Origin of the sequence: Lysinibacillus sp. GbtcB16 (genome assembly GCF_019091145.1) — a bacterium.
GTDB classification, from domain to species: Bacteria; Bacillota; Bacilli; order Bacillales_A; family Planococcaceae; genus Lysinibacillus; species Lysinibacillus fusiformis.
On the sequence record NZ_JAGXJV010000816.1, the window covers coordinates 1 to 240 of the forward strand.

General features: G+C 49.2%; 1 pseudogene. It reads right to left on the reverse strand.

Going from position 1 to position 240, the window contains the following annotated elements:
• A pseudogene (locus tag KVT27_RS25985) lies at positions 1–240 on the reverse strand (S8 family peptidase); the annotation flags it as partial.

Below are 240 nucleotides of genomic sequence, written 5' to 3' on the forward strand. Positions count from 1 at the left end.
CTTGGTTATCCTCCGGATGATCAACGACTTTATCTTTCAAGGTGTCGGTATCGACCGATTCCACCTTCCACCGGTTTTCATTCGGATAAGGCTCAAGCCGCAAATTTTTCATTTGATGATCAGTGACATGACTCAGAATATCCTGATGAATCACGCCGATGAGCGAGCTGGTTCCGTCCGTGGAAGGAGTTCCTTGAACGAAATAAACCTGCTGGGCGGCGCCGAATTTCGGCGACTGGT